The organism is Asaia krungthepensis NRIC 0535 (assembly GCF_025995175.1).
In the GTDB taxonomy this organism is placed as follows: Bacteria; Pseudomonadota; Alphaproteobacteria; order Acetobacterales; family Acetobacteraceae; genus Asaia; species Asaia krungthepensis.
In genome coordinates this window covers 295,970-318,398 of the sequence record NZ_BAPV01000061.1, presented here as the reverse complement: position 1 = coordinate 318,398, position 22,429 = coordinate 295,970, and the positions used below count along the sequence as shown (strand labels likewise).

At 60.1% G+C, this 22,429-nt stretch carries 18 protein-coding genes and 1 pseudogene; 12 read left to right on the top strand and 7 right to left on the bottom strand.

Annotation, left to right across the window (positions count from 1 at the left end):
- Positions 1-5 precede the first annotated feature (5 nt).
- A complete protein-coding gene (locus AA0535_RS15550; protein ID WP_264817590.1) occupies positions 6-782 on the top strand; it encodes an ABC transporter ATP-binding protein in 777 nt (258 codons plus the stop codon).
- Positions 783-836: 54 nt separating this feature from the next.
- Here the strand turns inward: AA0535_RS15550 and AA0535_RS15545 are convergent, their stop codons facing one another.
- Entirely contained in the window at positions 837-1,751 is a 915-nt protein-coding gene (locus AA0535_RS15545; protein ID WP_264817589.1) for a class I fructose-bisphosphate aldolase, read from the bottom strand.
- Between the two features lie 267 nt (positions 1,752-2,018).
- Between AA0535_RS15545 and AA0535_RS15540 the strand changes: the two genes are divergently transcribed.
- From AA0535_RS15540 to AA0535_RS15525, 4 genes and pseudogenes are all read left to right on the top strand, one after another.
- Complete coding sequence (locus AA0535_RS15540; protein WP_306310239.1) at positions 2,019-3,428, top strand: amidohydrolase family protein; 1,410 nt, start codon at positions 2,019-2,021, stop codon at positions 3,426-3,428.
- Entirely contained in the window at positions 3,425-3,748 is a 324-nt protein-coding gene (locus tag AA0535_RS15535; protein ID WP_264817587.1) for a hypothetical protein, read from the top strand. Before AA0535_RS15540 ends, AA0535_RS15535 begins: the two co-directional genes overlap by 4 nt.
- A 28-nt stretch (positions 3,749-3,776) precedes the next feature.
- A pseudogene (locus tag AA0535_RS15530) lies at positions 3,777-4,124 on the top strand (NTP transferase domain-containing protein); the annotation flags it as partial.
- A gap of 12 nt (positions 4,125-4,136) precedes the next feature.
- Positions 4,137-4,373, top strand: coding sequence for a glycosyltransferase family protein (locus tag AA0535_RS15525; protein ID WP_264817656.1), 237 nt, complete (start codon positions 4,137-4,139; stop codon positions 4,371-4,373).
- Here the strand turns inward: AA0535_RS15525 and AA0535_RS15520 are convergent.
- The 5 genes from AA0535_RS15520 to AA0535_RS15500 form a co-directional block, all read right to left on the bottom strand.
- The gene (locus AA0535_RS15520; protein WP_264817585.1) at positions 4,358-4,879 is read right to left on the bottom strand and encodes a nitrate reductase associated protein; all 522 of its coding nucleotides are present in this window, start codon (positions 4,877-4,879) and stop codon (positions 4,358-4,360) included. The two genes, AA0535_RS15525 and AA0535_RS15520, sit on opposite strands and share 16 nt — an antisense overlap.
- Complete coding sequence (fdhD, locus tag AA0535_RS15515) at positions 4,876-5,727, bottom strand: formate dehydrogenase accessory sulfurtransferase FdhD (protein ID WP_264817584.1); 852 nt, start codon at positions 5,725-5,727, stop codon at positions 4,876-4,878. The genes AA0535_RS15520 and fdhD overlap by 4 nt, the downstream gene beginning before the upstream one ends.
- On the bottom strand, positions 5,724-8,003 hold the full coding sequence (locus AA0535_RS15510; protein ID WP_264817583.1) for an FdhF/YdeP family oxidoreductase: 2,280 nt from the start codon (positions 8,001-8,003) through the stop codon (positions 5,724-5,726). Before AA0535_RS15510 ends, fdhD begins: the two co-directional genes overlap by 4 nt.
- A gap of 94 nt (positions 8,004-8,097) precedes the next feature.
- The gene (locus AA0535_RS15505) at positions 8,098-10,239 is read right to left on the bottom strand and encodes a TonB-dependent receptor (protein WP_264817582.1); all 2,142 of its coding nucleotides are present in this window, start codon (positions 10,237-10,239) and stop codon (positions 8,098-8,100) included.
- 451 nt (positions 10,240-10,690) lie between these two features.
- Positions 10,691-12,094, bottom strand: coding sequence for an Nramp family divalent metal transporter (locus AA0535_RS15500; RefSeq protein WP_373319357.1), 1,404 nt, complete (start codon positions 12,092-12,094; stop codon positions 10,691-10,693).
- Positions 12,095-12,388: 294 nt separating this feature from the next.
- Between AA0535_RS15500 and AA0535_RS15495 the strand changes: the two genes are divergently transcribed.
- Positions 12,389-13,243 carry a class I SAM-dependent methyltransferase gene (locus AA0535_RS15495; RefSeq protein ID WP_264817581.1) on the top strand — a complete coding sequence of 285 codons (855 nt, stop codon included), beginning with the start codon at positions 12,389-12,391 and terminating at the stop codon, positions 13,241-13,243.
- Between the two features lie 15 nt (positions 13,244-13,258).
- On the opposite strand, the gene mntR is transcribed toward AA0535_RS15495, so the two are convergent.
- Positions 13,259-13,765: a manganese-binding transcriptional regulator MntR gene (gene mntR, locus AA0535_RS15490; protein WP_264817580.1), complete on the bottom strand. Its 507-nt coding sequence runs from the start codon at positions 13,763-13,765 to the stop codon at positions 13,259-13,261.
- Positions 13,766-14,017: 252 nt separating this feature from the next.
- On the opposite strand from mntR, the gene AA0535_RS15485 reads away from it, so the two are divergent.
- From AA0535_RS15485 to AA0535_RS15460, 6 genes are all read left to right on the top strand, one after another.
- Positions 14,018-14,977: a glutaminase gene (locus AA0535_RS15485; RefSeq protein WP_264817579.1), complete on the top strand. Its 960-nt coding sequence runs from the start codon at positions 14,018-14,020 to the stop codon at positions 14,975-14,977.
- Positions 14,978-15,795: 818 nt separating this feature from the next.
- Positions 15,796-17,337: a sodium:solute symporter gene (locus AA0535_RS15480; protein ID WP_264817577.1), complete on the top strand. Its 1,542-nt coding sequence runs from the start codon at positions 15,796-15,798 to the stop codon at positions 17,335-17,337.
- Positions 17,330-18,247: an N-acetylmuramic acid 6-phosphate etherase gene (locus AA0535_RS15475; RefSeq protein WP_264817576.1), complete on the top strand. Its 918-nt coding sequence runs from the start codon at positions 17,330-17,332 to the stop codon at positions 18,245-18,247. Before AA0535_RS15480 ends, AA0535_RS15475 begins: the two co-directional genes overlap by 8 nt.
- Positions 18,244-19,404: an anhydro-N-acetylmuramic acid kinase gene (locus AA0535_RS15470; RefSeq protein WP_264817575.1), complete on the top strand. Its 1,161-nt coding sequence runs from the start codon at positions 18,244-18,246 to the stop codon at positions 19,402-19,404. Before AA0535_RS15475 ends, AA0535_RS15470 begins: the two co-directional genes overlap by 4 nt.
- A 78-nt stretch (positions 19,405-19,482) precedes the next feature.
- Positions 19,483-19,626 (top strand): hypothetical protein, encoded by a 144-nt coding sequence (locus AA0535_RS15465; RefSeq protein ID WP_264817574.1) that lies wholly within the window; start codon positions 19,483-19,485, stop codon positions 19,624-19,626.
- A gap of 221 nt (positions 19,627-19,847) precedes the next feature.
- Entirely contained in the window at positions 19,848-22,259 is a 2,412-nt protein-coding gene (locus AA0535_RS15460) for a TonB-dependent receptor (protein ID WP_264817573.1), read from the top strand.
- Positions 22,260-22,429 lie beyond the last annotated feature (170 nt).

Genomic DNA, 22,429 nt, shown 5'->3' with positions numbered 1-22,429 from the left:
GAACGATGGTTTCAATCACCCTGCGCGACTATTCGCTCATCTATCCCATGTTTCATGGGAGCGCCCGCTCCTTCAAGAAAAGCCTGTTCAAGGGCGTCCGGCAGAAGCTGCGCGACCGGCAGGCTGTGGGCGGGAGCATCATCAGCCAGTCCGATACCACCGTCGTCGTGGCGCTCGACACGCTTTCTCTCGATATCGTCTCAGGTGAGCGCGTGGGGCTGATCGGCCATAACGGGGCCGGAAAATCCACCCTGCTGCGTGCCATGGCGGGTATCTATGAATCGTCGCTGGGCACAATGCAGGTAGAGGGCGAGGTTCATGCTTTGCTCAGCCCGCAGGCCGGCATGAATACCGACCTGACCGGGCGCGAAAATATCAGGCTTTATGCACGGGTTCTGGGGCTCTCGGACAAGGCGACGAAACGGCTTGAGGAAGAAGTCGAGTCATTTGCGGAGCTCGGGGCCTTCATGGACCTGCCGGTGCGTCATTATTCTTCCGGGATGGCGATCCGCCTCGGTTTCGGCCTGACCACCTCGCCCCGTCCGGAAATCCTGCTGATGGATGAATGGTTCATGGCCGGTGACAGCCACTTCCAGGAGAAGGCTCGTGATCGCCTCACACGCCTGATCGAATGCGTCCGTATTCTGGTGGTGACGTCGCACTCGCTCCCGATCCTGAGGGAATGGTGCACGCGCATCATATGGATGGAAGCAGGACGCGTCCGCATGGACGGTCCTGCCAATCTGGTGATCGACGCTTACGAAGCTGCAGGTCAGGGCTGAAGCCTCTGGCCCGGGATGATGCATCCCGGACCGAAGCATCGGTGATGCCAGGGATCAGCCCTTGAAGATGCCCGTGATGGAGGCAAGCAGCGACAGGGCTTCGGCCTTGGGGCGCTGGAATGTGTTGCGCCCGATGATCGAACCGTAACCGCCACCCGCATGGATGCCGCGAATGGTGTCGAGCAGGGCTTCGGTGCTTTCGTGTTCGCCGCCGGAGAAGATCACGATACGACGCCCGGCGAAGGTCGACTGGACCACATGGCGCACACGGGCTTCCATGGTGGAGATATCGATTTTCTGTTCCAGATAGACCGCCTTTGCAGCGGGAAGGGAAAGCGCATCGGTGGGCGGCTTGACCTTGATGATATGGGCGCCGCATTCCGCTGCCATATGCGCCGCATAGGCGCAGATATCGATGGCCGTTTCGCCGGCCTTGTCGAGCATGGGTCCGCGCGGATAGCTCCAGACAATCACGACCAGACCGGCTGCCTTGGCTTCCTGAGCGAGCTCGCGCAATTCGTTCATCTGATCGAAACAGTATTCGCTGCCCGGATAGATGGTGAAGCCGATTGCAGAACAACCGAGGCGGAGCGCATCGGCAACGGTGCCGGTCACAGCCTGATTCTTCTCGGTGGCAAGAGAATTCGAGCTGTTGCACTTGAGGATCAGGGGGATTTGGCCCGCAAAGGTGGAGGCGCCTGCCTCGAGCATGCCCAGAGGCGCCGCAAAGGCGTTGAGCCCGGCCTCGATGGCGAGGGAGAAATGATAGTGCGGGTCATAGGCAGGCGGGTTGGCGGCAAAGGAGCGGGCCGGACCATGCTCGAACCCCTGATCGACCGGAAGAATGACCAGCTTGCCTGTCCCGGCGAGCACACCGGTATTCATGAGTCTGACGAGATTGGCCTTCGTGCCGGGATTATCTGCTTCGTAATTGGCGAGAATGGATTCAACCTGCGGGGTTAACGACATGTAATGCTCCTGTTTTACTGTCATCCCTCCGGTTTCTTGCCAAAGGGTTTGTGTCTTACAGTTTCATAACTGTCGTTGCGACTATCCGTTTCTCGCCCATCGGGAACTTCCCTTCACAGATGCGATACCGCTCGGTCGAGCGGTGGATCCGGAGCGCAACAATAACGTTGTGAGCGCGTATCCCTGAGCGGGCCCGGTCGGCAGAACTGCATGCCGACGGCGCCGCCGACGATCAGGGAGGCGGAACGCAGGGCCACAGGAGAATTCATGCACGTTTTTGGCCCCATGAGACGACTGACTGAAAGAGCCCGGCTGATGGTGCTGCCTCTGCTCTGCAGCGTTACCCTTGCCCCTCTGGCGCATGCCGAGCCCGTTGCGCTGACCCATCTGCGCCTCATCGACGGAACAGGCGCACCGGCGCGAGTGGACGAGACAATCCTTATCGATCACGGGCAGATTGTCTCGATCGGCACGACGCCGCCTCCCGGAGCGACAGTGATCGATCTTCACGGCAAGACGGTCATGCCCGCGCTTGTCAGCGATCATAATCATGTCGGGCTGGTGGAAGGCATGAGCACCGCTTCGCGCAATTATACGCGCGACATCATTCTGGCCGCCCTCAATCAGTATGTGCGCTATGGCGTGCTGACCGTGACCTCGCTTGGCCTCAACAAATCTCCCCTTTTCGATCAGCTGCGTCGCGAGCAGCATCAGGGTGTCAATCCGGGGGCCGATCTGTTCGGGGTGGATCAGGGGATCGGCGCGCCGGGCGGAATGCCCCCGGAAGCCATGGTCGACGGCATGGGACGGGATCAGATCTTCCGGCCTGCCACGTCACAGGCTGCCCGTCAGGCTGTCGACATCATGGCGGATGAGGGCACCGATTTCGTCAAGCTGTGGCTCGATGATCTGCGTCTGACCAATCCCGCGAAACCGCCCCTCCCTCTGCTCGGTGCACCTGTGTGGCAGGCCGCGATTGCCGAGGCGCATAAGCGCCATTTGCGGGTGGCGGTTCATATCCACGATCTTGCCCTCGCTCATGAGGCCCTTCAGCACGGCGCTGATATCCTTGCCCATGGTGTTCGGGACAAGCCGGTTGATCCGGCGCTTGTTGCGCAGCTCAAGACGCGTCAGGCGTGGTACATCCCGACATTGTCCCTCGATGAGTCGACCTATCTTTTTGCGGAGCATCCGGAGTTGCTGGACCAGCCTTTGGCGCGTGACGCCATGCCGCAGGCGTTGCGGCAGAAGATAGGGCAGGAAAGCTGGCGTCGTGAAACACTGGAGAAGCCCGCCAGCCGCGCGGCTCATGAGGCGCTTGCCATGAATGAGCGCAATCTGCTCACCCTGTATCGGGCAGGTGTCAGGATCGGTTTTGGGACGGATTCAGGTGCAACCCCGTTACGTCTGCCAGGATATGCCGAGCATCGCGAGCTTGTCCTGCTGGTCGAGGCAGGGCTTACACCACTGGAAGCGATCAATCTGGCTACCCAGAAAGCAGCGGGACTTCTTGGCCTTAAAGATCGCGGTGTGATCGCCCCGGGCAAACGGGCGGATCTTCTCGTCATTGACGGCGTTCCTGATCGAACCATATCTGATATCGACCTGATTTCGCAGGTCTGGCAGCGTGGCAAGCCCGTCTCTGACGGACTGGTTACAAAAGGAAAGACGCCATGAACCGTCACCTCGGGGCCTTTTTCGCGGCAACGTTCCTCGTTCTTCCCGTGCAGGCAATGGCTCAGCAGGGACCGGCATACTCGCCCCGCTATGCGGACGGAACCGGCAATAACATGATCGATCAGCTCAATTCTTCGCAGCTGAACAACAACTACAAGGGGCCCTATTATAACCGGGGTGAAGCGCCCCCGCCATTCAGGCCGGTTCATGTCCAGCCACCGCCGCCACCCCCGCCACCGCCGAGACACTGGCATAGGCATCATCCACGCCCACTCCCCCCTGTACCGGACCGCGGAATGCCTCCGGGCGGGCCGCGCTGACCATATTGCGGCCATGACCGTAGCGGTTATCCTTGCCGGCGGGGCAGGGAGGAGGCTTGGTGGATGCGACAAGCCGCTTCTCTCCCTGGGCAAGAGGACCATACTGGACGAAATCCTCTGCAGAGTTGGGCCACAGATCGACCACGTCGCCCTTTCGGTACGTGAAGATCAGAAGGGATACCGGTCTCTCGATCTGCCCCTGTTGGTCGACCAAAATCGGGACAAAGGGCCATTATCGGGCCTGATCTCGGCTCTACGCTGGGGGCGGGCGAAGGGTGCCTCAACCGTTCTGACGCTGCCCGGCGACACCCCATTTTTTCCATATGACCTCGTTCGCCGTCTGGGTCCTGCTCCGTCATGCGCGTCCAGTCGTGGACGGACACATCCGTTGATTGCATTATGGCAGGTCGCTGCCTTGCCCGAGGCGGAGGCCCATATGCGTCTGGCCCTTCACTCCGGCAATCATCGTGATCTGGCCCTGTGGCCGCTGGCTGAGAGTCTGTCGATGCGCCCTGTTTCGTTCGAGTGCATAGACGGGGATCCGTTTTTCAATATCAACACTGCTGACGACCTTGCCCATGCCCGCAGGGTCATGGGTCGAGCCGGTGATCAGTCGATGCTCTGATCCTGAAGCAGACCGAATTCGCGCATCGCCGGGACGAAATTCTCATTTTCATGACTGGATCGTGCCAGCTTGACGAGGGCAAAGCGCTCTAGTGGGGAAAGGTCATGCCATGCAGCAGGCGTCGGAGAAGCCACGCCGTCCTGATCGGCCTGTCTGACGATGCATTCGGGAATGACCGTTTGATCGCGCCACAGATATGTCTCGTCCGCGACAAGTTTCCTGACAGGTTCGTCGCATCTGAAGCTGATCAGCCCGACAAGCCTGTCATGATAATCCTGGCGCGCATCTGGGGTTGTACACACAGCCCCAAGCAAGGACTGCCTGTCGTCATGAGAAAGCTGGCTCCACTGCCTCAGGGTGAGCTTGATTCCGCATAAATCGAGCTTCAGACGTACGGCCATGGGAATACAGCGCAGACTGCCGGCAAAATCCTGCTCGAAATGGAAAAGCGTGTCATGGGCTGCCGCATCCTGAGGGCCCGCAAGGGAAATAGCCTCTGTATTCATGTGGTCATCATCTCGACAGTTTCAGGTCTGATCAGGCGATGGGCGCCGCAAAAGACTGCCATGCGGTCGGATCGCGCATTGCCTATGAGCGTCATGTCGGCCTTGCGTGCAATCTGGATGGCACGATCGGTCGGCGAGGAGACAGCAACGAGCGTCGAGATTCCGATCGTCAGGGCCTTTTCGACCATTTCATACGAGCATCGGCTGGTCAGGAGGCAAAATCCCCGCCCGGGATCTCGCGGGGACTGGCTCAAGATACCAACCAGCTTGTCGAGCGCGTTGTGACGGCCGACATCTTCGCGCACGTAGTGAATATCCCCGTCAGGCGCTGCCCAGGCAGCCGCGTGCACCATATGGACTTTCTGATTGAGTACCTGATGGGCCGGTAAGGCATTGAGCGCCTTTCTGATGGCGGCAACCGGGATGCTGTAGGCAGGAAGACTGGGTGTGACCGTCGCGATATCCTCCAGTGAGGTGACACCGCACAGGCCGCAGCTGCTGCCCCCTGTGAGAAGGCGCTGTCCTCGCCGGATCAACCGGCTGAAATCGGCGCCCGATATACGAATATGCGCCGTCAGCTGATCCTCGTGCCGCTCGATATGGCAGGAAACAAGATCGGTCGCGCAGGCGATGATTTTCTCGGTCAGGACAAAGCCAGTCACGAAATCATGCAGATCGAGCGGCGTGACCATCATCACGGCATGGACATGAAATTCGTTGAAGATGAGCGTCAGCGGGATTTCTTCGGCAATGCCCAGCTCGATACGTTCTTGTTCGCTATCCGGGCCGATGGCAATGGCGTGACGCAGCACATGAGCAGCTGCGAGGCTGTCCGGGCGTATCGTCATGGTCTTCCTGCCGGTACGATCACGCGCACAGGAATCGATTTCGCAGCAGGCGTGCCGCTGATCTCGTCGAAATGGTTCAGCGGCAGGAGCGGGTTCAGTTCCGGGTAATAGCCTGCGATGGCCCCTCTGGGCATAGGATAGGCGACAGCGACCAGGTTCTCCACGCAGCGCCTGATGCCGTCGGTCGAAAGCGTTTCGAGGTTGACAACCATCTCCTGCTGAATGCCGCGAGCCTCCATGTCCTCATCGTTCATGAACACAACCATGCGGGTGTTGTAGATGCCGCGATACCGGTCATTCATGCTGTAGATCGTGGTGTTGAACTGGTCATGCGAGCGTATGGTGGAAAGACGCAGCATCTCCAAATCCTCCACGCTGTCATCCACGGCCAGACCGGGGAAGAGCAGGAACTGTGCCTTGCCTGTCGGGGTTTTCCACACGCGTCGGCGGGGCGGAATATCGAGATGGAAGCCCTGTTTGTTGCGGATGCGCGCATTGAAATCGGCATAGATCTCGGGATACACCGCCGCGATCTTGTCCCTGATCAGACTGTAATCCGTAGGGTATAATGCCCAGGGGATGGGGCTGTCGGGCAGGGTTGCCTGCGCCATGCCGCAGACGATGGCAACTTCGGAGAGCAGGTCCGGGCTCGCGGGTTCGAGCACACCGCGCGAGGCAGTGACATTCGACATCGCATCCTCGATAGTCACAAATTGCTCGCCCGTGGCCTGACGGTCGATCTCGGAGCGCGCAATGACCGGCAGGATCAGGGCGTCGCGCCCATGGACGATATGCCCGCGATTGAGTTTCGTCGCGATCCCTACGGTCAGATCCAGCCCGCGCATGGCCGCATAGCCACGAGGCGTATCAGGAATGGCATGGACAAAATTGCCGCCCATGCCGATGAAGACCCGCGCCGTACCGGCCAGCATGGCCTCGACCGAGTCCACCGCGTGGTGGCCATGAGCGCGCGGGGGTTCGAAACCGAATACGTCGCGCAGCCGGTCCAGATAGGCCTGGGTCGGCTTCTCGTCGATGCCCACCGTACGGTCGCCCTGCACGTTCGAATGCCCGCGTATGGGCGCTATGCCTGCACCCTTTTTGCCAAAATTGCCGCGCAGCATCAGGAAAGCGGCAATTTGCTGGATCATCCGAGCACCCTGCTGATGCTGGGTGATGCCCATCCCGAAGCAGATGATGGTGGCGCGCGACTGGGCGTAGATGGCGGCGGCCCGCTCGATCTGCGCCCGCTCGATGCCCGAGACGCGCTCGATTTCGGCCCAGTCATGGCGCATCACCTCATCGCGCAGCGCAGCAAATCCCTCGGTGTGCGTTGCGATGAAATCGTGATCCAGCAGGGTTTCGCCCTTGGCCTCGCGTTCGAACAGGCATTTCATCATGCCCTTGAAGAAGGCAAGATCGCCACCGATCCGGATATGGACGAACTCGGTGGCGATGGCGGTCGAGCCGCCCGTTGCCATCTGCACCGGGTCCTGCGGTTCGGTGAAGCGGATGAGCGCGCGCTCAGGCATCGGATTGACCACGACGATAGGCACGTTGCGCTTGCGGGCATGGGCCAGCAGCCCCATCATGCGGGGTGAGTTGGTGCCCGTATTCTGTCCGACGATGAAAATAGCTTCGGCGTGATCGAAATCATCCATCACCACCGTGCCCTTGCCGATGCCGATGGCACCGGGCAGGCCGCGGCTGGTCGGCTCGTGACACATATTCGAGCAATCGGGAAAATTATTCGTGCCATAGGCGCGCACGAAGACGGAATACAGGAAAGCCGCTTCGTTCGAGGTCCGCCCCGATGTATAGAACTCGGCCTGATCGGGAGAGTCGAGCCCGCGCAGATGGGTACCGATCAGTGCGAAGGCTTCCTGCCAGCTGCAAGGAACGTAATGATCCGTCTGCGTATCGTAGCGCATCGGCTCGGTCAGTCGGCCCTGCTCCTCCAGCCAGTGATCGCTTTGGGCCGCAAGCGCCGTCACGCTGTGTTCGGCAAAGAACTCCCGGGTGACGCGCCTCTTGGTGGCCTCGACCGCGAGGCCCTTCACGCCATTCTCGCAGAATTCGATCTTTTTGTGATGGGTCGGGTCCGGGAAGGCACAACTCGGGCATTTGAAGCCGCCCGGCTGGTTCATGGCCAGAAGTGCACGGGAGCCCTTGGTCACGACGGATTGTTCGAGCAGTGCCTTTGCCGTGGCCTTGACCGCCCCCCAGCCCCCGGCGGGATGATGATAGGGCCGGTAGACGGTCTTGCGTTCGGACATGAGGCGGGTCTCCGGTGAAAGGGGCGGCTACCCATCATAAACGCAGGAATCCTGCCAGCGATGAAACCGGCTCGTCATATCTGCGTGAAGCGTGTCAGAAGCTGCTCACAATCGAGAAGAGGGTGCCGCGCCTCTGGCCGTATTGCGCCTGTGTCACGCCTACCCCGCTTCCGTCACGGATCTGGTAGCGATGGTCAAACAGATTGACCACATCGGCCCGTAATTTCAGCGAATGGCCAAACGGGACTTTCGTGAAACTATGCGCGTAGCCGATATTGAATATGGCGTAGGGGGGTTGCTTCTCAAGATTGGCAAAGCCACTGCGCAACCCGTAGCCATAGAGGAAATCGAGATAGGCCATGTCATGCTTGTTGCTGTAGGAAACGCCGGCGGACGAGGTGAATTCCCCCTGGTGATCGAGCTGGATGCCATGGCGGCGCACATAATCGAGCTCAGCAACCTCGAACTGGTACTGCGCCGAGTTGATGTCCTTCGCCCATGTTTTCACGAACGAGAAATTGCCATAGACCGACCAGCCGCCATGGCGCCACGCATTGCCGATTTCTGCGCCATAGACACGCCCCGTGCGATAGCTGAACGGCGCCAGAATGACGGCGCGACCGAATTGTCCCAGATCGCCCTGATCGCGTGCCCATTTGCCAAAGGCATCGAGCGTGACCTGATAGTCACGCGTGACATGCTGGAGGATCCCGACATCGACATAATGCGATTTCTCGACGCGCGTGGGTGTGTTCAGCATGGTTTCGGGCGCATTGGTCGTTCCCGCAAATTTGCGCAGCGTGGCATCAGAAATATATTGCGGTGAGGGTGGTGCAAAATAGCGCGAATAGCCGAAATGCACCGTCGTGGAGGGGCTGGCCTTCCAGACCATGTTCGCGCGTGGGCTCAACTGCCCCTCCTGATGGAAGGACGATGCAAAACGGTCATAGCGCAGCCCGTAATTGAAGGTCAGTTTGGGCGTGATGCGATATTCGTCCTGTAGATAGGCGCCGGCTTCGACCGCCCAGTTCCCTCCATGATCGATGATGCGCCGGGGGATGATCGAGCTCTGGGCACCTGCCTCATCCACCGGGAGGGCGAGCGTATCGGTATCGAGTTTCTCGGAGGTGTATTGCCCGAGAAGCCCGAAACGCAGCACATGATGCGGGGCGATGTCGTATGAGTTATCGATCTGGAGCCCGCCCGTCGTGAAGTCGTTCACTTCGCGCTGTGAAATGCCGGAGAACGCGAGATCGCGGTTCGGATCGTTGCGGTACCCGATACGTCCGTACCGGAAATAGGGAGAAACCTGCGTGTTGAGCTTTTCGCCGCTACGCTGATAGGAGAGTACGGCGTAGTAATTCTGCTCGGTCTGGCCGTCACGCAAGAGGCGGGACTGGATACTCGGATCATCCGGCGCGATAGTGGATGAATGATACAGGATTGGCAGAGCCGTCGTGTTGGGTAGCTGAAAATCGGCATAGGAGGCGCTGGTCAGCAGGCTGATCCGGCTTTCGTCGTCGATCTGATACGCGAGATAGCCGAACCCTTTTTCCTGCTGCGTGAAATCATGCACGGCCCGGAAGGAATTGGTGGGGTTCTCTATCCCGAGATCGTTACGGTTATAGGACGCCGTGACGAAATAATCCCAGCGCCCCTTGGACCCGCCGAGCTGAAGAGACGGAATGAACGTGTTGTAGCTGCCGCCATAGAGCGAAAACTGGTTGTTCCTGAGCGTATCGCCAGTCTTGGTTTTCACGTCGATCACGCCGGACGTACGAAACCCGAATTGGGCTGGCAGGGTGCCCGTGAGCAGATCGACAGACTGGATGATGCGACTGTCGAGCTCCTGTCCGAACCCATTGAGTCCCTCAGGCAGAAGGACGCCATTGACGCGATAGGTCAGCCCGCCATGTTCGCCACGGACATGGACCTCGCCGTAACTGTCCATCACAACGCCAGGCAGGCGGAGCAGGATCTGACTGAAGGCGGCATTCTCCCCCCCGGGTGTCACCTCGATCTGACGCTGGTCGATCCCGTAGGATACCGCACCAAGCCCCGGCGCGATGCGTCCGCGCCTTTGATCCATATGGGCGGTGACGTTGATCGTCTCGGCGATTGTCCCGGCCTGTTTGCGCGGCAGGCGCACAAGGCTCGGTGGCGGAGTGCCGGGTGTGCTGGCTTTATTATGTGCGGGGGGCGTGGCGGGCAGGTGGGGCGTTGTCGCTTCGACCATTCTACGATGAGTCTTCGGTTGCCCGGTACGCGCAGGATAGGCGGAGGTTGGGGCCTGTTCTGGGGCGGATGCGGCATGCGCCGTACCGGCGAGCAGTAGGCAGGCGAAAGTAAGGGCAATGAGCGGCGCGCTTCGACACGCAAAGAGCGAGTGAGTAAATGCTGCACTAATTCTCAAATACTTATCATCATAGCAATTGCTATATTGACTTCTGAATGTTGGCATCGCGGGGTCTGAACCTTCTACGAGAGGGGTGAAGAACATGGAAGAAAGGGCGCGAGCCCGGGCTCTGTAGGCAGTCGGACGGGCAGTAACCCGTCCCTTTCGTCAGCGCTGACAGCACCGTGAAGCTGGCCCGCCAACACGTGATTGGACGGTCAGCGCTGGCTTATGCGTGCTCTCCTGGCCGCCAGCCGGTCGTTTGGCGTGGGTTGATGCCGCATGCGGGGGCTCAACTCATGATCGTGTCATAGAGCAGCTTGAAATTGAGCATCAGGATAATCCCCGCCACGCTCCAGGAGAGCGCTTTCATCGCAGGGGGAACGGTGAAGCTCCCCATCTTGCGTCGATCGGCAACGAACATGACCAGCGGAATGACAGCAAAAGGGAGCTGCAGAGAGAGCACGACCTGACTGAAGATCAGTAATGTCCCCACCCCATGATCGCCATAAAGGGCCGTCACAACCACGACCGGCAGGATCGCCAGACCGCGGGTGATCAGGCGCCTTGCCCAATGCGGTAGCGTCAGATGCAGGAAGCCCTCCATGACGATCTGCCCGGCCAGCGTTCCGGTCACGGTGGAGTTTGTCCCGGCCGCCAGAAGGGCCACGGCAAAAAGCGTCGAGGCGATCCCCATGCCCAGAATGGGTGACAGGAGACGATAGGCGTCCTCGATCTCGGCAACGTCCTGATGACCCGTGTTGTGAAACGCCGCGGCCGATACAATCAGAATCGCGGCATTGATGAACAGGGCAAGCATGAGGGCGATCGTGCTGTCCAATGTCGCCCAGCGCAGGGCTTCTCGTTTGCCGGGTTCCGTGCGCGGATAGGCCCGTGTCTGCACGATGGACGAATGCAGATACAGATTATGCGGCATCACGGTCGCGCCAATGATGCCGATGGCGATGTAGAGCATTGCCGGATTGGTCACGATTTCGGGGCGTGGCAGGAATCCCGCCATCATGGCGCCGAAAGGCGGAGCCGCCGCCACAAGCTGCACGGAGAAGCAGAACGCGATAATGGTCAGCAGCGCGATAATGAAGGCTTCCAGATACCGAAATCCCCGGTTCATCAGAAAAAGCACGATGAGCGCATCGAAGGCCGAGATCAGCGCCCCGAAAAGGAGCGGTATGTGAAACAGAAGCTGAAGCGCCACGGCCGTGCCGATTACCTCCGCCAGATCGCAGGCAATGATGGCGATCTCGCAGGTCAGCCAGAGCATCAGCGTGACCGCAGGCGGGAAATGATCGCGACAGGCCTGGGCCAGATCACGGCCGGTGACAATGCCCAGACGCGCCGCAAGGGCCTGAAGCAGGATCGCCATGAGGTTCGAGATCATGATGACAGAAAGCAGCGTGTAGCCGAACTGCGCGCCGCCTTGCAGATCCGTCGCCCAGTTTCCGGGGTCCATATACCCGACGGCCACCATGTAGCCCGGCCCGACGTAAGCGAGAAAGCGCTGGAACCACCTGGCATGGTCCGGCGCGACCCGCACGGAGGAAAAAACCTCCGGCAAGCTGCGCGTGCCGGAACCTGCCTCATCGACGTGGCGAAGCAGTCGCCTTCGCCCGGTTCGCGCAGGCTCGGTGGGCGCCCCCTCGGTAGGGGCTCGGTGGGCAGGGGGCAGGCTGGACATAAGGTGATACTCAAACCTAATGCTTAGAGATATGCAATATACTATATTCTTCGGCGTGCAGGATTGCGGACCGATAACGTCCTCTTGAGGCAGAAGTTGAGCGTGCTCAGAGTCGCGGGAGGCGAGGAAGGGAGAAAGCGTGGGGAGGCGGGGTAAGCAGGGCGGCGCTAGATTGCCCAGCCTGCCTCAAACGAGCACGATCAGCCTGTGCAGACAAGGTAAAAACGATAATAATAATGAATTGCACATTACCACGCTGCTTCGCAGCTCGCCCCCTGAGGAGGGTATCGCATCATGGCGGCCAGAGAGACTGACCCGGTGATACGCCGTCTCACCGGTGTTCCGGAGACCATGCTCATCACTCTGGCCGCGCGCGTTCTTGCGCCGCGTGATAACCCCGATCTCGGTTTTCGCGACCCAAACGCCGAGGCCATCGCCATGAGTTTCGATTTCGATCCGGCGCGTTTCCGTGCAGATCGCAAATCGATGAGGGGTACCATCCTGCGCGCGCTCTGGTTCGACCAGCAGATTGCCGCCTGGCTCGACCGTTTCCCAAACTCTCTCTGCATCAGTTTCGGCTCTGGCCTCGATATCAGGCGCCCCCGATTGCACAATGCCGGTCGCTGCCGTTGGGTGGATGTGGAGCTTCCTGAAATTCATGCCTTGCGCCGCCGTGTGGCCCTTCAGACGAGCGGTGGCCTCGAACTTGTCAGTGACGCGACAGACCTGACGACGTGGATGGCAGATCTACCGGACGAAACCGGGCGCCCTGTCATCTTTTTCGCCGAAGGGGTCTTCATGTATCTCGAGCCCCGGAAAATCATCGCGCTGCTAAGAGCTCTCGTTTCCTACGCCCATGACCATGACTCGAGGCTTTGCGTGGTCCTCGATTATGTGTCCCCGTTTGCCATGCGTCATTCTCAGAGTAATCCCAGTGTCCGCCAGACCGGGGCCAATTTCGCATGGGCCATGCGATCACCGGGCGATCTGACCAGGGAGGTGCCGGGCTTGCAGTTTCATGAGGGCATCGACCTGACCCGTCGTGTCGATCGCTTTGCCTGGCTGGCAGGGCGGCTTTACACCCTGCTCCATCATGGGGCATCGCTTTGCGGAGCGGCGCGCTACGAGGCTCCCATCATGTCCAAATAATCGAGCAGTTCGCGATCAGTTGTTCGGTTTGAGGAGGTCGGTCAGCCCTGCTGCGAGAGCGCGATCGAACGCATCCAGCGTCTCGTCACTCACATAGTGCTCGATACCTTCTGCATCGACACGCACTGTCTCTTCACTGATCCCGAGGGCACGCAGGAAACTCTCGACGATCTGGTGACGATTTTTCGCCTGATTGGCGACTTCCTGCCCCTTCTCGGTCAGGAACACGCCTCGATAGGGTCGGCGATGCACATAGCCCTCAGTTGAAAGCCGGGTGAGCATTTTGGCGACGGTCGGCTGCGAGACGCCAAGACGGGTTGCAATATCGACCTGACGGGCCTCGTATCCTTCGGCCAGAAGATCGGCGATCAACTCGACGTAATCCTCGATCAGCGCGTTGCGACGGGCTTCGCGGTTGAGGCGGAACCCCTCCGACTGCATGTCGATATCGGGCAGGGTTATGTCGCCCGGGCCCGGTTGGGGCTGGGCTTTCCCGTCTGATCCTGTCTTGTCATCCGTCATGAAAGGTTCATCGCAGATTAGCGGCCCGATCTCAACCGCTGTGGCCCCTGGTGTGATAGCGCAAACATGACCCGTCAGGATCGATCGTCCGGTCGATGACTCTCTCAGGGCTTCATGGCATGCCAGTGCCCGAGATTGTGTGCCAGCGCGCGGCATGTCATGGGGCGTCGTAGACCGGGCCCGGTATCGGTCAATCTGACTCGCTGCTTTCCTCGGGGCTTGAGCAGCATTGCAGCATGGGAGAACAAGGCGATGGCCGATCTCGACAGCATCATTGCCGAAATCGTGCATGAAATGCAGAGGATCACCGAACGTGGTCATGTGGCGGATTACATCCCGCCGCTCGCCTGTGTCGATCCGGGCAAATTCGGCATGGCTGTGATCGATGCGAGCGGGCAGGCCTATGTGGCGGGCGATGCCGACGAAGCCTTCTCGATCCAGAGCCTGTCCAAGGTGTTCGGCCTGACCCTGGCACTCACTCTGGAGGGAAGTGAATTATGGAGCCGGGTGCGTCAGGAGCCATCGGGCAGCGCGTTCAACTCCATCGTCCAGCTCGAGAGCGAGCATGGCATTCCGCGTAACCCGTTCATCAATGCCGGGGCTATCGTCATTTCCGATATTCTGGTTTCGCGTCTGGGGCGGCTCGGTGCGCGTCAGGCGCTACTCGATTTTGCCCTCTCGCAATCGGGCAATCCGGAGGGGCTGCATATTGATGAGAACATGGCAGCCCAGGAGCGCGATACAGGGTTTCGCAACGCCGCCCTTGCCAATTACATGCGGACCTTCGGCAATATCAGAAATCCGATCGAGGACACGCTCGATCTCTATTTCCATCAATGTGCGCTCACCATGTCCTGTCGTCAGCTGGCCGGGATTGGCGGCTATCTCATGACGGGTGGCGTCGATCTGCGTTCCGGTCGCATGATCACAAGCGTACCCGATGCCCGCACGATCATGGCGCTGATGATGATGTGCGGCCATTATGATGGTTCAGGCGCCTTTGCCATACGCGTCGGTCTGCCGGGCAAGTCGGGCGTGGGCGGCGGTATTCTGGCGATTGCGCCGGGTCTGGCCTCGGTGGCGGTCTGGTCGCCGGGTCTGAACAGCCAGGGTAATTCGCTGCTCGGCACGTTGGCGCTCGAGCGTCTTGTCCAGAAGACAGGATGGTCGGTATTCAATCCTTTTCCCCTCTCTGTGCAGACCATTCTCTGATGGATTTCTCAATTCATCGGACAGGGGGGCGGATAAGCCATATGATATCATTCTCCACACTCGGAACGTTCACAGCCGGGCATCCCGGGCAGATACAACGTCATAGGCATGGCGCTTCGAGAGAAGCTGCAGGGCGGTCCCGTCTGTTAGGCCCGGAGCGATGATGAGCTGGCCGGGAAGGGCGCATCTGTAGGGAACGGGCGGGCCCGTGCATGAGCCGACGGCTCGGCAACACATGTCCTTCGTCCAGGTGTCCAGGTTTGTGCCTTGGGCTCGCCATCAGGTGGACGGCATGATGGTGCAAAGCCTCGAAGACGCATCAAGGCGTTTTATGCTGCCGGAAAACCTCCTCTACTCAATCTGTGTCGGGGGCGATTTCAGGCATCGGGCACTCTCATCACGCTGCTGTGGGCTAGGGTGGCCTGCGCGATGTCAAGCGAATTACCGCGGGTCCGTCAGTCTGGACCCAGGCCGACATCGTCAGGCGGCAGGCCGGTTTCTGAATGCCCGCGCGTCGCGGCCACGTCTTCGTGGCAGAATTTCATTCTCCTCTCGTCGATGAGGAGGAAACGATCAGAGGCCATTGGCTCAAAGTTATGGCGGGACGAACGGTCCTTGGGTCTGAGGAAAGAACTGATCATCGATGTGACCGATCCGCGAAACACCACCTTATGGGCTTCGTCGGTCGATCTGAAAAAGCCCGTTGACATGATCGTTTCCCTCGAGAAATGAGAGCGGGCGCGGGAGGCGTCTTGCGCTGAAGCGGTAGCGTGGCATCATGGCCCTTACAGCGCCTCGTTTTCTCCGGGTCACACGCCATGCATCCGCTCGATAGTCTAGTCATCCTGCTCTATTTCATGGGGTTGTCCCTGCTGATCTGGCGCGTCAGCCGTGCCCCGGGCAGTTCAGCGAGCGATTTTCTGTCTGCGCATCACGATCTGCCCTGGTGGGCCTTGTGCCTGTCGCTGGTCGCGACTGAAACCTCGACCCTGACTTTCATCAGCATCCCCGGTATCGGTTACACGCAAGGGCTGGTCTTTCTCGGTGTGGCAGGTGGATATGCCATAGGCCGCAGCGCGGTCGCACTCTGGTTTTTGCCACGATACGCGTCAGGCACCATGACCAGCGCCTATGCGTTGCTCGGCGCGCGCTATGGCGCGCCCATGCAGAGGCTGGCTTCGGGGGCTTTCCTGATCACGAGGTTCCTTGCCGAGAGTATCCGGTTGCTCGCCGGGGCCTTGCCCATTGTCTGGCTGCTGGCGCAGTCCGGTCTGCCGCTGGGGCGCTGGACAGTGCTTGGGATGATTCTTGTCTTCACCCTTGCTTACACCACTCTTGGCGGATTACGGGCTGTTGTATGGTCTGACGCAATACAGCTTGGCGTTTACGGTTTCGGTGCGGTTTTCTGCGTGGCATTTCTGGCCCCGACACTGACCGGCGCGGGATGGCATGGCGCGGCGCAGGCAGGGCTGCTGCGCCTTTTCCACCCCACCACATCGGCTAACTGGCTGAGCGATCCTTTCACGATGGGCGCAGCACTGATCGGCGGGGCAATCCTCTCTCTCGCCTCCCACGGAACCGACCAGCTCATGGTGCAGCGCGTGCTTGCCGCGCGCAGTCTGACCGCCGCGCGTATGGCTCTGATTGGCAGTGCTGTCGTGGTGGCCGTGTTGTTCGGGTTGCTTTCGCTGCTTGGTGTGCAGCTCTGGGTTTCCCGGGCCGGACAAAGTCTTGCCGCGCAGGGTCTTGCGTCGCCCGATGCGCTCTTCCCGCATTTCATGATCGAGAGCCTGCCTGCCGGGATTGCCGGTCTTCTGATTGCCGGCGTGTTGAGCGCCACAATGGGCTCGCTCTCCTCAACGCTCAACGCCATGGCGGGCGCCAGCCTGACGGATTTCGGTGCGGTACCCAGAGAACTGGTCGAGCGCGGCATGAGGGCGCTGGGATATCGACCCGGCCCGCTGTCAGCCCCACGCTTCATGACCCTCTTCTGGGGCGGGGTCCTTCTGCTGGGTGCGGCATTGTTCACCATGGGCAGCAAATCTGCCGTGATCCTGGGGCTGACCGTGGCCGGTTGGTCATATGGCCCGACGCTCGGGGCGTTTCTCTCGGCGCTCTTTCTGCCCGGGCTGGGAACGCGTGCGGTCATGACGGGATTTGTCGTCTCGCTCGGCGTCATGGCTCTGGTATTGATCGTCGGGCAGCTTGGCGGCCCGGCTATTGCCTTTTCATGGCTGGTGCCTCTGGGTATCCTCATCCATCTTGGCGCTGCCGGGCTTGCCCGACTGATCACCCAGGCGCCGGGCACAGCCCACCTCATATCCCAACCCTCATCCCGCCCGGAGTCGCGCCGTGACTGAAACGTCCCCTGTTCTTCAGACCGAGCATCCCGATCCGCGCTATGCGTCGATCGAGCTATGGCCGACCGCAACCATTCTCGATGCTCTGGCTGAGGCCCAAATGGCGGCAACCGCCCTGGTGCGCGCGGCTGTGCCGTCTCTGGAAGTTGCCGTAGAGGCTGCGCTTCCCAGACTGCGCGACGGGGGGCGGCTGTTTTATGTCGGTGCCGGAACGGCAGGACGTGTAGGCATGCAGGACGGCGTGGAACTCACCCCCACCTATGGCTGGCCCGCGGAACGTCTGGTGATGCTCCTCGCAGGGGGGAGCGGCGCCGTTTCACAGGCAGCCGAAGGCGCGGAAGACGACGAGGCAACGGCCCGGGCTGAAATGGCGGCTCATCATGTCGGACCCCATGATGTTGTCTTCGGCATCGCGGCGAGTGGCAATACTCCTTATACTTGCGCTGCCCTGAGTGCCGGTCGCGCAGCGGGAGCACTGACAATCGGGATCAGTTGCGTCCCCGAGGCCCGTCTTCTGCGCGAGGCAGAATGCGGGATCACCCTCCCGACCGGGTCTGAGGCGGTTGCAGGTTCGACGCGACTCAAGGCGGGCACGGCGCAGAAGGCGGCTCTTAATCTGCTCTCGACCACGCTGATGATTCGGTTGGGGCATGTGTATCAGGGGCTGATGGTCGATATGCGCGTCACCAATGCCAAGCTGGCGCGGCGGGCGATTGGCATGGTGCGCCGTCTGGCCGGGGGCAGCGATGAGGAAATTGGCGCCGCCCTGAAGCAGGCAGGAGGCAACGTCAAACGCGCCGTCCTGCTGCGTCACGGCATGAGCCTCGACCAGGCCGAACAGGCGCTTGAGGCCGCCCGGGGCGATCTTCACATCGTTCTGAAATCCCGCACTGCCGGGGGTATCGGGTGAGCGGCTTCGTTTATCGTACCATCGGCATGATGAGCGGCACGTCGCTCGATGGCGTGGATGCCGCCCTGATCGAGACAGACGGGGTCGAGGTCCTGCGGCGTGGCGCCTCGCTGAGCCTGCCTTATCCGGCATCGCTGCGCCGCGACGTCTATGCCCTGTTCGACCGGGCTGCAACGCTGAGAGGCGATGAGCCCGATCTTCTCGCGGCCGAGCAGGAACTGACAGCCCTGCATGTCGAGGCAGTGCGCCAGATCCTCACACGCGAGGGTGAGGCCGATCTGATCGGGTTTCATGGCCAGACTCTCTATCACGCACCAGACCGGGGCAGGACCTGGCAGATCGGCGATGCATCCCTCCTGTCGCGCGAAACCGGTTTGCCGGTCATCCATGATTTCAGGCGTGACGATGTGGCTCATGGGGGGGAGGGTGCGCCATTAGCGCCCTGGTATCATGCCGCCTGTCTGGCTGGGGAGGCAGGACCGGTCGCCATCCTCAATATCGGCGGCGTGGCGAACATCACCTTTGTTGGACGTGATGGGGCCATACTGGCCGGTGACACCGGGCCGGGAAATGCCCTGCTTGATGACTGGGCGTTTCGGCATACCGGGATTGCCTGCGATCGCGACGGGGCGCTGGCCCGCGCGGGAAAACTCGATGAGAGAGTACTCAGCGTCCTGCTCGATCATCCCTTCTTCTCACGCCTGCCGCCGAAATCGCTCGACCGTCAGGAATTTGCTGGGTCGCTTGACAGGATATCCCTGCTTTCCCCGGAGGACGGTGCGGCAACGCTTGTGGCTTTCACGGTGAAGGCGATTGCGCAGACGCAGCTTCCGGAGCCACCACGGGCCTGGTTTGTGTGTGGCGGCGGGCGTCACAATCCAGCGCTGATGACGGCTCTTGCCCATGCTGTGCCCGGTGCTGTGAAGCCGGTCGAGGCGTTGGGATGGGATGGCGATATGGTCGAAGCAGAGTGCTTTGCCTTTCTCGCGGTGCGCAGCCTGCGCGGTCTGCCGCTCTCTGCTCCGGGTATCACGGGAGCGACGGGTTTGTTCACCGGGGGCCGATTGAGTTGCGCCGGTATCAGGCCGGAACTTCTGGTCCGCGGTGCCCTCGCTCGAGCCACGGGGCAGGAAGCGGGCGCGCTCGCCAGGGATTGATTTGCCTGTGCGAGAGGCCAGATTGACACGATCCCCCGGCTGATGCGTTGATGGTCTGTAACACTGAACGGATCGACCATGGCTAAAATCATCGCAATTCTTACAGGTGCCCTTGTCCTGACGGCCTGCAATGGCATCGATCATGCGGCTTGCCCGAATGATCCCACGGCATCGTCCTATCAGGTCACGAGCGCCAAATCGGTCCTGCATACCTGCAACTGATAACGGGGCCGGGTACCGGCCTCTCTGTCGCCCCGCCCCCTGGGTGGGGCTATACCGGCAATATAATTGTCAATATTATTTCATGACGATGCAATATTAACGAATAAGACCTGAATGTGTCATAAAACTATAGTTTGATACAATGAAACCCCTCCGACAGAGTGCGCGCCGATATCGGATGCGTAACGACACGCATGCGGCCAACCAGTCGGATCAGGGTCATGCTGCGTCATATTTCCTCTCGCTCGGCGCTCCTTCTCGCCTGTAGCGCGCTTGTCAGCGCCATTGCCATTTCACCCGGGCTTGCGGCCGCTTCTCATCGTCCCCACCCCCACAACGCAGCGAGCACGAATGCGCCTCGAGCGGGAGGCGCACTTCAATCGGGAGCCAGGAAAAAACCGCGACCCCACGCAGGAGCCGTCGCGGGGAAAGACGAGAATGTGAGTGTCTCGGGCCACCGTGCCGTTCTCGGGGGCGGGCTGATGGCGCGGCAGACCGTGGCACGGTCTGTCTCGATGGTGACGCAGGAATATATCGCCAAGCAATCGCCTCTGGTGAATCCCGGAGTGCTCGTATCGAGCCTGCCTGGTGTCCAGGGGAATAACGAGGGGCCGCTTAGCACAAGCTCGGAAACCGTGCATATTCGTGGTCTGGACCAGACGCAGATCGGCATGATCTATGAAGGCATGCCTCTGGCCGATCCGTTCACCTACAGCGCCTATACCTCGGCGATGGTGGATAATGAGGATCTGGCGAATGTGGCCGTGAGCCAGGGCTCTTCGGATCTGACGGCGCCCACCTATAATGCTGATGGTGCCCAGATGACCATGAGCCTGCGTCACCCGGGGGAGCATTTCGCGCTCTATGCCGAAGGTTCGGGTGGCACGCACAGCACCAACAAGGAGTTCGTACGCGTCGATACCGGAGAACTTGGCCATAGCGGGGTAACGGGATTCGTCTCCGGCTCCTATTCTAGCGGTAATCTCTGGCGCGGGCCGGGAAGCCTTTATCGCTGGCATCTTGATGCGGCGCTCATGAAGCACTGGACCGCCAGAAGCAGTTCCGAGCTCATCTTTGGCTATAATTATGCGAACCAGACTGAGTGGCTCTACCCCAGTCTGGCGCAATGGCACCAGTATGGCACCAGCTATAATACCCACGGCCAGTACACACCGGGCGACACGCTGTACTACAAGCTCAACACCAAGGCGACCAACGCCGTGGTCGGTACGATCAAGAACCATTTCGACCTTGGCAGCGGATGGTCACTCGATGCGCAGCCCTATGCGGTGGAAACCTACGGGCCCAATAATTACGGGGCCAATATTCCGATCACCAACGGGTATCGCGGCACACAGAAATACGCTGTCCTGGACGGGTATACCCCGCAAGCAGGTTCTGTCACGGCGATTTCGATCCATCCCTGGGTGCAGACATCCAGCGGTCTGAACATGATCGCGGCATGGAAGCGCGGTATCAATACCTTGAAATTATCGTACTGGTATTCCTATGCCGTGCATACCGAGTATCAGAACCACTATCCGGTCAATGCACTCGGACAATATACGCAGAATAACGGCTACCTGACCGTAGGCGGCAAGCCGATCACCCAATATGACATCAATGGGTTTCAGCAGCTCAACGCACTCGGGCTCGAGGATCAGATTAAGCTTTTTCATGATCGCCTGACCATCGATGCCGGATTGCGGGCGAACATGATTTCGCGTCAGTTCACCGAGGATCTGCCGGGGTCGACGCCGTATAAATCTGTGAAGAACATGTTCATTCCGGCGCCCCAGCTTCTGATCAGCTATCAGATCGACCCGGATAATCAGGTCTACGTGAATGGGACGACGGGTTATCGCGCGCCCTCTTCCTTCCAGGCGCAGGTGCCGGTCTACACCTTCACTACGCCCGTGCCGGTCACGCAGCCTTTGGCCAATTTCACGCCGGAATACATGATCGGCGAGGAGATAGGCTTTCGCCATTATGGGCCGGTCATGCTGACGGTGTCGGGCTTCAATTACAATCTGACCCATCACCAGATCAGTTCGGTTTCCTATATTCCGGGCACCAGCATCCTGACCTCCCAGCCGATTGATGCAGGAGGGGAATCCGCGATGGGTGTGCAGGCGGAACTTTCTACCCGTCCATGGCACCATTTCAGCGGCTATGCCTCCGGGCAGTACATGCATACGAGCATTGGGAATAACGTCGCCTATATGGGCGATGTGCTTCCCACGAAGGGCAAGCAGGAAGTCGCATCACCCAAGTTTCTGGGATCGCTCGGTCTGACTTTCGATGACGGTACGACATTCGGTAATTTCAATTTCCGCTATTCTGACTCGCAATATTCGACGCTCATGAATGATCAGGGCATTCCGGCCTACTTCACCGCCGATGCATCGATCGGCCGTTATCTGCCGCGCTTTGGCAGGGTCAGGCCCAAGGCGATGCTCAGCCTGATGAATCTGGGTGACGTGCATTATCTTTCCTCCGTGACGGGCTTCACCCCGACGGCGGCCACCAAAATCAAGGGGCTGGGGGGCAAGACCCTGGTCGGATCGCAGCCGAATTATGCTGTCGGCAGCGGCTTCACGGCCATAGCGACGGTGTCCGCCAGCTTTGAGTGAGACCGGAATGGTTTCTGCGGGATTGTCTGCTTGCGTCGATCAAGGGGGCAGCGCGCCGTATCCCAGTGCGCGACTTTCCACTGGAGGAGGATGACGGCAGGTCTCCCCAGAGGTGAGCAGACGAGTATGCCGTCAGCTGGCTATTCGAATTGACCGCACGCGTGATCTGG

Excerpts from the sequence above, each read along its gene's own strand:
- AA0535_RS15550 (WP_264817590.1), top strand. The coding sequence starts at position 6 with ATGGTTTCAATCACCCTGCGCGACTATTCGCTCATCTATCCCATGTTT.
- AA0535_RS15520 (WP_264817585.1), bottom strand. The coding sequence starts at position 4,879 with ATGAATACAGAGGCTATTTCCCTTGCGGGCCCTCAGGATGCGGCAGCC.
- AA0535_RS15505 (WP_264817582.1), bottom strand. The coding sequence starts at position 10,239 with ATGGTCGAAGCGACAACGCCCCACCTGCCCGCCACGCCCCCCGCACAT.
- AA0535_RS15545 (WP_264817589.1), bottom strand. The coding sequence starts at position 1,751 with ATGTCGTTAACCCCGCAGGTTGAATCCATTCTCGCCAATTACGAAGCA.
- AA0535_RS15500 (WP_373319357.1), bottom strand. The coding sequence starts at position 12,094 with ATGTCCAGCCTGCCCCCTGCCCACCGAGCCCCTACCGAGGGGGCGCCC.
- AA0535_RS15510 (WP_264817583.1), bottom strand. The coding sequence starts at position 8,003 with ATGTCCGAACGCAAGACCGTCTACCGGCCCTATCATCATCCCGCCGGG.
- AA0535_RS15540 (WP_306310239.1), top strand. The coding sequence starts at position 2,019 with ATGCACGTTTTTGGCCCCATGAGACGACTGACTGAAAGAGCCCGGCTG.
- fdhD (WP_264817584.1), bottom strand. The coding sequence starts at position 5,727 with ATGACGATACGCCCGGACAGCCTCGCAGCTGCTCATGTGCTGCGTCAC.
- AA0535_RS15495 (WP_264817581.1), top strand. The coding sequence starts at position 12,389 with ATGGCGGCCAGAGAGACTGACCCGGTGATACGCCGTCTCACCGGTGTT.
- AA0535_RS15465 (WP_264817574.1), top strand. The coding sequence starts at position 19,483 with ATGGCTAAAATCATCGCAATTCTTACAGGTGCCCTTGTCCTGACGGCC.
- AA0535_RS15480 (WP_264817577.1), top strand. The coding sequence starts at position 15,796 with ATGCATCCGCTCGATAGTCTAGTCATCCTGCTCTATTTCATGGGGTTG.
- AA0535_RS15535 (WP_264817587.1), top strand. The coding sequence starts at position 3,425 with ATGAACCGTCACCTCGGGGCCTTTTTCGCGGCAACGTTCCTCGTTCTT.
- AA0535_RS15485 (WP_264817579.1), top strand. The coding sequence starts at position 14,018 with ATGGCCGATCTCGACAGCATCATTGCCGAAATCGTGCATGAAATGCAG.
- mntR (WP_264817580.1), bottom strand. The coding sequence starts at position 13,765 with ATGACGGATGACAAGACAGGATCAGACGGGAAAGCCCAGCCCCAACCG.
- AA0535_RS15460 (WP_264817573.1), top strand. The coding sequence starts at position 19,848 with ATGCTGCGTCATATTTCCTCTCGCTCGGCGCTCCTTCTCGCCTGTAGC.